The following is a 9,049-nucleotide window of genomic DNA, read 5'->3' as shown; positions in this document are numbered from 1 at the left end:
ACCGCTGACCGCGACCCGCCCCCGACGACGCCCCGCGACGCCGTCACGCCCTCCCGGCCCGATGCCCCGCTAGTCTGCCGAGATGACCACCCCGACCGGCGCCGTCCCGAGCCCGCATCCGCGGCCGTTCCTCCTCGTCCAGACGCGCCCCGAAGACGACGCCGCGGCCGCCGAGGTCGAGGCCGTCCAGCGACTGGGCGGCTATCCGGAGGGCCGGCTGCGGGTGCTGCGCCTGGACCGCGTCGTGCAGCGCCCGGACGTGGCCACGCACGGCCTGGACTGGGAGGCGGAGCTCGCGGACGTCGCCGCCGTGATCCTGCCCGGCAGCCCGTTCACGGGCACCGATCCCGAGGAGACCAAGTCCCCCGTGCAGCGCGCCGTGGAGGCGGAGCTGGGCCGGATGCTCGACGTCGTCCGGCGCCGCGACCTGCCGTTCCTCGGCTGCTGCTACGGCGTCGGCACACTGGGCCGGCACGCCGGCGGCGTCGTGGACAACGCGTACGGCGAATCGGCCGCGCCCGTCGAGGTCACGCTCACCGACGAGGGTGCCGCGGATCCGTTGCTGGCCGGGGTCCCGCGCACGTTCGCGGCGTACGTCGGCCACAAGGAGGCGATGAGCGCGCTGCCGCCCGGCGCGGTGCTGCTCGCCGAGGGCGCCGACTGCCCCGTGCAGATGTTCCGGCTCGGCACCCGCCAGTACGCCACCCAGTTCCACCCGGAGCTGGACCAGGCCGGGATCCTCGAGCGCCTTGAGATCTACCGCGAGCACGGGTACTTCGCGCCGGGCGAGTACGAGCCCACGGTGGCGGGGCTGGCCGCCGTCGACCCCGAGCACCCCCGCCGGATCCTGGCGAACTTCCGCACGCTGTTCGGGTGAGCCCGCCCGGCCCACCCCGTAGCGTGGCCGCATGGACACGCACCGCGCCACCGCTTCCCTGCCCTGGATCGACGGCCCCGCCGTGCGCGCCGCCCTGAGCCCGCGCGCCGCCGTCGACGCGCTGGAGGCGGCCCTCGCCGCCGGCCTGGACCCGGAGGCCGACGCCCCCCGCACCCGCGTGTCCACCGCCGCCGGGCAGCTGCTGCAGATGCCCTCGACGCGCGGGAGCGAGGTCGGCACCAAGCTGCTCACCCTCACGCCGGACAACCCGGAGCGCGGACTGCCGGTCATCCAGGGCGTCTACGTGCTGTTCGGCGCCCCGGGCACCCCCGGCCAGGCACCGCGGGCCGTGCTGGACGGCGTCGAGCTGACGGGCCTGCGCACCTCCGCGGTGTCCGCGCTCGGGGTGCGGCTGCTCGCGGACGCCTCGCCCCGGCACCTGGTCGTGTTCGGCACGGGCGTGCAGGCGTGGGAGCACGCGCTCACCTTCCAGGACGTGTTCGGGCTGGAGTGGGTGTCCGTGGTGGGCCGCGACGCCGACCGGGCCGCCGCCCTGGCCGCGCGCATCGAAGCGGAGCTGGGCGTGACCGCGAGCGCCGCGGGCCCGGAGGCCGTGGCGGAGGCGGACGTCGTGGTGACGTGCACGGCCGCGACGGCCCCGCTGTTCGACGGGACGCTCGTGCCGGAGCACGCGACGGTCGTGGCGATGGGCTCGCACACCACGGACGCCCGCGAGACCGACGACGCCCTGGCCCGCCGCGCGACCGTGGCGGTGGAGTCGCGGGACTCGGCCGCCCGCGAGGCCGGGGACGTGACCCTCGCGATCGACTCCGGCGCGCTGGCCGGGATCGAGGACACGGTGACGCTGGCCGAGCTCGTGGCCGGGACCGCGCGTCGTCGGGAGGGCGCGCCCGCCCTGTTCGTCACCACGGGCATGCCCTGGCAGGACCTGGTGGTGGCGAGCGCGGTGGCGCGGGAGGTGCTGGGCTGAGCCGGGGCGGCCTGCGGTGCCTGCGCACTACCCTGGGTCCCATGCCTGAGACCCCCGCCGCCCCGACGCCGCAGCCCGCCTCCGGTGCCCCCGCGCATCCCTCGCAGTTCGGCTTCGAGGTGACGCACCGGCTGGAGACCGGCGGTGCGGACGGCGCCCCGCTCGGGCGCACCGGTGTGATCACCACGCCGCACGGGCGGATCCAGACGCCGGCGTTCATCCCCGTCGCGACGCAGGCCTCGGTGAAGGCGGTGCTGCCCGAGTCCATGGCGGAGCTCGGCGCGCAGGCGCTGCTGGCCAACGCGTATCACCTGTACCTGCAGCCCGGTGACGACCTCCTGGACGAGGCCGGCGGCCTCGGCGCGTTCATGAACTGGCCCGGGCCGACCTTCACGGACTCGGGCGGCTTCCAGGTGATGAGCCTCGGCTCGGGCTTCAAGAAGGTCATCGACATGAAGGGCCCCGGCGCGCCTGAGGGGCAGGGCGCCGACGACGCCGTCGCCCCCGGAAAGGAGCGCCTGGCCAACGTCGACGACGACGGCGTCTGGTTCAAGTCCCACCTCACCGGGGACCGGCACCGGTTCACCCCCGAGGTGTCCGTGGGCATCCAGCACAACCTCGGCGCGGACATCATGTTCGCCTTCGACGAGCTGACCACCCTGCACAACTCCCGCGGCTACCAGGAGGAGGCGCTCGAGCGCACCCGCCGCTGGGCCCAGCGCTGCCTCGACGAGCACGCCCGCCTCACCGGGGTCCGCGCGGCGCGGCCGTACCAGGCGCTGTTCGGCGTGATCCAGGGCGCCCAGTACGAGGACCTGCGCCGCAAGGCCTGCCGCGACCTCGCGGCGATGCGGGCCGAGTTCCCGGCCGCGGGGGAGCTCGACGGCGTGACGTCCGGCTTCGACGGCTACGGCGTCGGCGGGGCCCTGGAGAAGGAGAACCTCGGGACCATCGTGGGCTGGTGCGCGCAGGAGCTGCCCGAGGACAAGCCGCGCCACCTGCTGGGCATCTCCGAACCCGACGACCTGTTCACCGCCGTCGAGAACGGCGCCGACACCTTCGACTGCGTCTCCCCCACCCGGGTGGCCCGCACCGGTGCGTTCTACACCCGCGACGGGCGCTACAACCTGCCCGGGGTGAAGTACCGCCGCGACTTCGGCCCGCTGGACCCCGAGTGCGACTGCTACACGTGCGCCCACTACTCCCGCGCGTACCTGCGGCACCTGTTCAAGGCGAAGGAGATGGTGGCGCACACGCTCCTCTCCATCCACAACGAGCGGTTCACGGTCTCGCTCGTGGACCGGATCCGCGCGGCCATGCAGGACGGCACGCTCGCCGAGCTCAAGGCCGAGACCCTCGGCCGGTACTACGCCCCGAAGGGCTGAGGGGTGCTGGGTCCGCCGGCACGCTGCGACGGGCGCGAGCCAGACGTTTCTGCTGTTCTGAGGGGGCTGTCTCGACCGATTCGTCTGGCTCAGCGCCGCTCGGACGCGTGGGGGACGTGAGCCAGACGATTCGGCGGCTCCTGCACAGGGCCGCGGGCGCAGCTCACCCTCCACGGCCCTCGCGGTCGCGGCACCGTGTCCGCCCATGGAAGGAGAGGGTGGCGGCATGGTCGCCCCTCCTCCGCACGACGACGCCGTCCTCAGCCCCGTCTTCCCGGTCGCCGCGGGGCTGCAGGCCGGCCTGACGGCCTCGCAGCTGCGCGGCCCCCGGTTCGACGCCCCGCACCACGGGCTGCGGCACACCGCCGGGGGTCAGCCCTCACTGGCCGACGTCGTCCGCGCCCTCCAGCGGACGAACCCCGGCACCGCGGCCACCCACGCCACCGCCGCTCGCCTCTGGGAGATGTGGCTGCCGCGGCAGTGGGAGCGCGGCCCCATCCATCTGGCGCGCACGCGGGCCGAGGGCGGGGCGCCGCGCCGCAGCGGCGTCGTCGGGCATGAGCTGCACCCGCAGGACCCCGTGCTGGTGCGTGCCGGGGTGCGGATCACGACGCCGGCCGCCACCTGGGCGGCGCTGGCGCAGCTGGGTCTGCCGTTGGCCGACGTCGTCGCCGCCGGGGACAGCCTGCTGCAACGGGCTGACGGCCCGGCGGGCCGGCGTCGTCCCGGCGAGCATCCGCGGTGCACCGTGCGTGATCTGGAGGCGGAGGTGCTGCGGGTGCGAGGGAGGCGAGGGACGCGGACCCTGCGAGCGGCCCTGCCGCTGCTCAGGAACGGCGCGGATTCGAGGGCCGAGACGCTCCTCCGACTGGCGCTGGCCGACGCGGGTGTGCCGGAGCCGGAGGTGAATCCGCTGCTGCTGCTGAGCGACGGGTCCACCGTCCGGCCGGACCTGGTGTGGCGCGAGGCCCACGTCTGCGTGCAGTACGAGGGCGATCATCACCGGACGGACCCGCAGCAGTGGCGCCGTGACATCGAGCGCGACCGCCGGATGCAGGCCGAGGGGTGGATCGTGCTGCGCGTGACCGCCAGCGTCTTCACTCGGCGCGGCCTCACCGCCCTGCTGCGCGACCTCGCCGCCCACCTGCGGCTCCCTCTGCCTGCGTGAGCCAGACGATTCGGCCGCCGAGCCAGACGAATCGGCGGCAGGGGGGCGTGCGTACCAGCAGAAATCTCTGGCTCACGCCGCCCCCGCTCGCGTCATCTCACACGAACGCGCCGACCCCCGTGATCTCGCGGCCGATGATCAGCCCCTGCACGGTCTCGGTGCCCTCGTAGGTGTGGATCGCCTCGATGTCCGCGAAGTGGCGAGCCACCTCGTTCTGGATGAGGATGCCGTTGCCACCGAGCAGGTCGCGCGCGTTCGCGGCGATGGACCGCGCGGCGCGCGTCGCCGAGTACTTGGCCATGGACGCCATCGGCCCGGTGAGCCGGCCCTCGTCCTCGAGCCGGGTCGCACGCAGCACGAGCAGCTGCACCTGGGTGAGCTGGGAGAGCATCTCGGCCAGGCGGGTCTGCACGCTCTGGGCGGCGGCCAGCGGCCGGCCGAACTGGATGCGCTGCCCCGCGTACTGCACCGCCGCCTCGTAGCAGCCCACGGCCTTCCCGAGGGCGGACCACGCGACGCCCACGCGCGTGGCGAAGAGGACGCGGGAGGTGTCCTTGAAGGAGCGGGCCTCGGGCAGGACGTCGGCGTCGGGCACGAAGACGCCGTCGAGGGTGATGTGGGCCTGGTCGATGGCCCGCAGCGCGACCTTGCCCTTGATGACCTCGGCCGTGTAGCCCTCGGACTCCTGGCGCACGATGAACCCGCGGACCTTCTCGTCCTCGGCGCTGCGCGCCCACACCACGGTCACGCCGCCGGCGGCCCCGTTGCCGATCCACTTCTTGTGCCCGTGCAGCCGCCAGCCGCCGTCGACGCGCTCGGCGCGGGTCTCCAGCGAGACGGAGTCGGAGCCGTGGGTCGGCTCCGTGAGCGCGAAGGCGCCGTAGAGCTCGCCGCGCGCCATGGCCGGCAGGTGCTCGGCACGCTGCTCCTCGCTGCCGCACAGCTGGATCGAGCGCATGGCCAGACCGCCCTGCACGCCCGTCATCGTGGCGATCGAGCCGTCCAGGCGCGAGAGCTCCATCATGGCCAGGCCCGCTGCAACGCGGGAGACGTCGGGCAGCCCGTCCACGGGGACGCCGTCGCGCAGCAGGTCGGCCTGCCCCAGGCGGGCCACGAGGTCCAGCGGGTACTCGTGGCGGTCCCACGCCTCCCGGATCCGGGGCAGCACGTCCGGCTCGAGCGCGAAGGCGCGGGCCCGACGCCACACATCCTTCTCGGCGTCGGAGACGTCCGCGAGCGCGAGGTAGAAGTCGGTGTCCAGCGGCGTGGCGACGTCGTACTCGGGCTCGACGGTGGGCAGGGTCTCGGTCATGGTGGCCTCCCGGGCGGGGTCGGAGAGATGGGTGTGTCCGCCATCACCCTACACCAACTGACACGCCATCTCACAGAATCAGACGCAGTCTCACCTCCTCTCCGCGCCCGTGGCACCATGGCCCGCATGACGACGCCCGCCGAGGACACCCTCACCGCCCTGATCCACCTGCTGGACCGCGAGGGCTACGACGCCGTCACGGCCGACCAGCTCGCCCGCCAGGCCGGCATGAGCCGGGCCAGCTTCTTCCGCCACCTCGGCGGGAAGGAGGAGGTGGTCTTCGCCGACCACGCGGCGCTGCTCGCCCGCCTGGACGACTTCCTGCGCGGCACCTCCCTCGGCGTGCGGGAGGCCCTGGAGGAGGCGGTCCTCCAGGTCTTCCGGCATCACACCGCCGATCCGGACCGGGCCCGGGCGCGCTCCCGCCTGCTGCGCGGCTCCCAGGCGCTGCGCACGCGCGAGCTGCTCACCTCGCACCGCTACACGGAGCTGTTCTCCGGCTGGCTCGCCACGGCCCTGCCGGACACGCCCGCGCGCGGCGGGGTCGCCGTCGGGCTGGCGGCGGCCGTGGTGGCCGTCCACAACCGCGCCCTGCGGGCGTGGCTCCACGCCCCGGCCGACGACGCCGAGGCCGGCCTGCGCGCGGACCTCGCGGAGGTCATCGCGCGGCTCACGGCCGAGCCGGCCGAGGCCGAACGAACGCTCGCCGCCGTGCGCCGACTCGTGGGCTGACGCCCCGCCCTCAGCGGCCGGCGACCTGCGCGTTCTCCGCCCCGAACGCGGGCGGGTAGCGGAACTCGCCGGCCGGCACCTCCGCGCCGTCCTGGAGCGTGAGGATCTGCAGCGCCTCGGGTTGACGCGCGAAGGCCGCGTGCACGCCGTGCTCGGAGGCCCGGTGGAAGCCGAACTTCGCGTAGTACTCGGGCCAGCCGTAGACCACCACGACCTCCTCGCCGTCGGCCTGGGCCTTCTGGAGCAGGGCGTTGACGAGCGCGGTGCCGGCGCCCTCGCCCTGGTGCTCGGGCAGGACGCCGTGCGGGGCGAGGGCGATCACCTCGGCGTGGTCGATGTGGGCCCGGACCAGGGTGCCGTAGCCCATCGGGTCCGACTGCAGGTCCGTGCCGGGGATCGCGGCGGTCATGGCCACGAGGGAGTACTGGGGCAGCCAGCCCTCCGCGCCGCCGGCGAGCGCCTCGACGAGGTCGGCCTCGGCCGTGGACGCGAAGGCGAGCTCGGCGATCTGGCGGACGGCGCGGCGGTCGGCCGGATCGTCGTGATCGGCCTCGCGGGTGGACCAGCGGTGGCCGAGATCCTGGCCGGCAGGGACGTGGGCGGTGCGGTGGCCGGGGGTCTGGGTGCTGTTCTGCTCGGCGCTCATGCGCTCACCGTAGCCAGGGTGTGACCCCGGATACAGAGACGGCGCCCTGCATCACGCTCGTGACGCGGGCGCCGTCGCCTCCTCTGGCCGGGGGCGGGCTCAGTCGATCTGCAGCTCGCCCATCGGGCCGAAGCCCTCCGCACCGACCTGCTCGGAGATGATCTGGGGCGTGCTCGCCAGCAGCGGGCGCATCGCGTCCAGGCCCTCCTGGAAGTGCGGGGACGCGACGTGGGCCTGCGCACCCTCGTCCGTGAACCCCTCGAGCAGGAAGTACTCGTTCGGGCCGCCTTCCACCGGGCGGTACCACTCGAAGAACAGGTTGCCGGGCTCAGAGCGCACGTCCGCGGTGTACTTCGCGACGGCGTCCATCCACTCGTCGGCACGCTCGGGCTGGACGGTGAACTTCAGGTTGATGAGGATCATGCCGTCCATTCTGGCCCACCCGGGACGGCCGCGGCACGGCCTCGCGTCCGCCGGTCGCGGAACCGCCGGGCCAGCAGCCACAGGCCCACGACGACGGCGACCACCAGCACGGCGACCAGCACCGGCAGGAACAGCGCGGCCGCGACGAGGCCGGCGGCCGAGACGTCCTCGGCCGCCGAGAGCACGGGCGCGGCGGCCCCCACCGTGACCGTGTCGGCTCCCACGACCGTCTGGACGACGTCGTTGACCGCGTCCACCCCGGGGATCTTGTCCGCGACGAGCTCGAGCGCGAGCAGGGCGCCGAGGATCCAGAGGGAGGCGTCGGCGGAGAGCCACGTCCACCCCGCGGGCAGGTCGACGAGCCCCGTGAACCGGTCCAGCAGACCCAGGGCGAACAGGGGAATGTAGGCGTTGAGCCCGGCCGAGGTGGCCAGGCCCGTGGCGGTGAGGAACTCGAGCACGTCCGTCCCCTTCCTTCGCGGGTCACTCGGGGCGCCCGGGCGGACGCTGCGGTCAGAGGACCCTCGCCCTCCAGTGAACACCGCCGGCCGTCGGGCGCTTCCCGTCCGGGGTCGGTCCTACCATGGGCGCATGCCCCAGACCGCTCACTCCCCCCAGCACTCCGCCTCCGCCCCCGCGCTCGCCCTGACCATCGCCGGGTCCGAGGCCACCGGCGGCGCCGGCGCCCAGGCCGACCTCAAGACGTTCCAGGAACTCGGCGTCTTCGGCATCGTGGCGCTGACCTGCATCGTCTCCTTCGACCCGGAGGACGACTGGAACCACCGCTTCTTCCCCGTGCCCACCGAGATCCTCCAGCAGCAGCTCGACGCCATCCAGGGCGACTACCCGGAGCGGCTGCGCACCGTGAAGCTGGGCATGCAGGGCTCCCCGGAGGTCATCCGCACCTCGGCCGCGGCCCTGCGCCGCGCCGAGTGGGACCACGTGGTCCTGGACCCCGTGCTCATCTGCAAGGGCCAGGAGCCGGGCCACGCCCTGGACACGGACCAGGCGCTCAAGGCCGAGCTGCTGCCACTGGCCACCTTCACCACCCCGAACCACTTCGAGACGGAGCAGCTCTCCGGCATGACCGTGCGCTCGGTCGAGGACCTGACGGCGGCCGCTCGGCGCATCCACGAGATCTCCGGCGCGGCCGTGCTGGCCAAGGGCGGGATGCACCTGCCCGGCCCGGACGCCGTGGACGTGTTCGTGGACGGGGACACCGTGGAGGTGCTCTCCGCCCCGAAGATCGGCCAGTCCGGCGTCTCCGGTGCGGGCTGCTCGCTCGCCGCGGCCGTCACCGCCGAGCTGGCCAAGGGCGCCACCACGCTCGAGGCCGCGCGCCGCGCCAAGGAGTTCGTGGGAGCCGGCATCGCGCAGGCGGTGGAGGGCCGCACGCCGTTCGCCGCCCTGTGGCAGGGCGGCCTGCGCTCCGCCTGAGCGCGCACGTGGGCCGCTGACTCGTCCTGAGCCGGGCGGTGCGCCACACTGGGGGCATGAAGCTCCCCTCCCCCGCCC

General features: G+C 74.3%; 10 protein-coding genes. 6 read left to right on the top strand and 4 right to left on the bottom strand.

The genetic code is table 11. The features are described 5' to 3' along the window. Positions 1-82: 82 nt before the first annotated feature. From J1M37_RS03295 to J1M37_RS03280, 4 genes are all read left to right on the top strand, one after another. A complete protein-coding gene (locus tag J1M37_RS03295) occupies positions 83-877 on the top strand; it encodes a glutamine amidotransferase (protein WP_100059247.1) in 795 nt (264 codons plus the stop codon). A 31-nt stretch (positions 878-908) separates the two neighbouring features. After that, on the top strand, positions 909-1,868 hold the full coding sequence (locus J1M37_RS03290; protein ID WP_152744311.1) for an ornithine cyclodeaminase family protein: 960 nt from the start codon (positions 909-911) through the stop codon (positions 1,866-1,868). 41 nt (positions 1,869-1,909) lie between these two features. After that, on the top strand, positions 1,910-3,253 hold the full coding sequence (gene tgt / locus J1M37_RS03285; RefSeq protein WP_127435580.1) for a tRNA guanosine(34) transglycosylase Tgt: 1,344 nt from the start codon (positions 1,910-1,912) through the stop codon (positions 3,251-3,253). A 226-nt stretch (positions 3,254-3,479) separates the two neighbouring features. Next, positions 3,480-4,421, top strand: a complete 942-nt coding sequence (locus tag J1M37_RS03280; RefSeq protein WP_036341124.1) for an endonuclease domain-containing protein — start codon at positions 3,480-3,482, stop codon at positions 4,419-4,421. A 97-nt stretch (positions 4,422-4,518) separates the two neighbouring features. Here J1M37_RS03280 and J1M37_RS03275 read toward each other — a convergent pair whose 3' ends face one another. After that, the gene (locus tag J1M37_RS03275; RefSeq protein WP_036341128.1) at positions 4,519-5,733 is read right to left on the bottom strand and encodes an acyl-CoA dehydrogenase family protein; all 1,215 of its coding nucleotides are present in this window, start codon (positions 5,731-5,733) and stop codon (positions 4,519-4,521) included. A gap of 126 nt (positions 5,734-5,859) precedes the next feature. On the opposite strand from J1M37_RS03275, the gene J1M37_RS03270 reads away from it, so the two are divergent. Beyond that, entirely contained in the window at positions 5,860-6,465 is a 606-nt protein-coding gene (locus J1M37_RS03270) for a TetR/AcrR family transcriptional regulator (protein WP_036341145.1), read from the top strand. A 10-nt stretch (positions 6,466-6,475) separates the two neighbouring features. Here J1M37_RS03270 and J1M37_RS03265 read toward each other — a convergent pair whose 3' ends face one another. The 3 genes from J1M37_RS03265 to J1M37_RS03255 all read right to left on the bottom strand — a co-directional run bounded on the left by J1M37_RS03265 (position 6,476) and on the right by J1M37_RS03255 (position 7,995). Then, entirely contained in the window at positions 6,476-7,111 is a 636-nt protein-coding gene (locus J1M37_RS03265) for a GNAT family N-acetyltransferase (RefSeq protein ID WP_002856702.1), read from the bottom strand. Between the two features lie 99 nt (positions 7,112-7,210). Next, positions 7,211-7,534: a putative quinol monooxygenase gene (locus J1M37_RS03260; RefSeq protein ID WP_010079505.1), complete on the bottom strand. Its 324-nt coding sequence runs from the start codon at positions 7,532-7,534 to the stop codon at positions 7,211-7,213. Continuing rightward, a complete protein-coding gene (locus J1M37_RS03255) occupies positions 7,531-7,995 on the bottom strand; it encodes a DUF4126 domain-containing protein (RefSeq protein ID WP_155933752.1) in 465 nt (154 codons plus the stop codon). The genes J1M37_RS03260 and J1M37_RS03255 overlap by 4 nt, the downstream gene beginning before the upstream one ends. 130 nt (positions 7,996-8,125) lie before the next feature. Here J1M37_RS03255 and J1M37_RS03250 point away from each other — a divergent pair, with 130 nt between their 5' ends. Next, entirely contained in the window at positions 8,126-8,971 is an 846-nt protein-coding gene (locus tag J1M37_RS03250) for a hydroxymethylpyrimidine/phosphomethylpyrimidine kinase (protein WP_036341136.1), read from the top strand. Positions 8,972-9,049: the final 78 nt, after the last annotated feature.

It is taken from the genome of Micrococcus sp. KRD012, assembly GCF_017168555.1.
Classification (GTDB): Bacteria; Actinomycetota; Actinomycetes; order Actinomycetales; family Micrococcaceae; genus Micrococcus; species Micrococcus luteus.
This window is presented reverse-complemented; position numbering and strand designations above follow the sequence as displayed.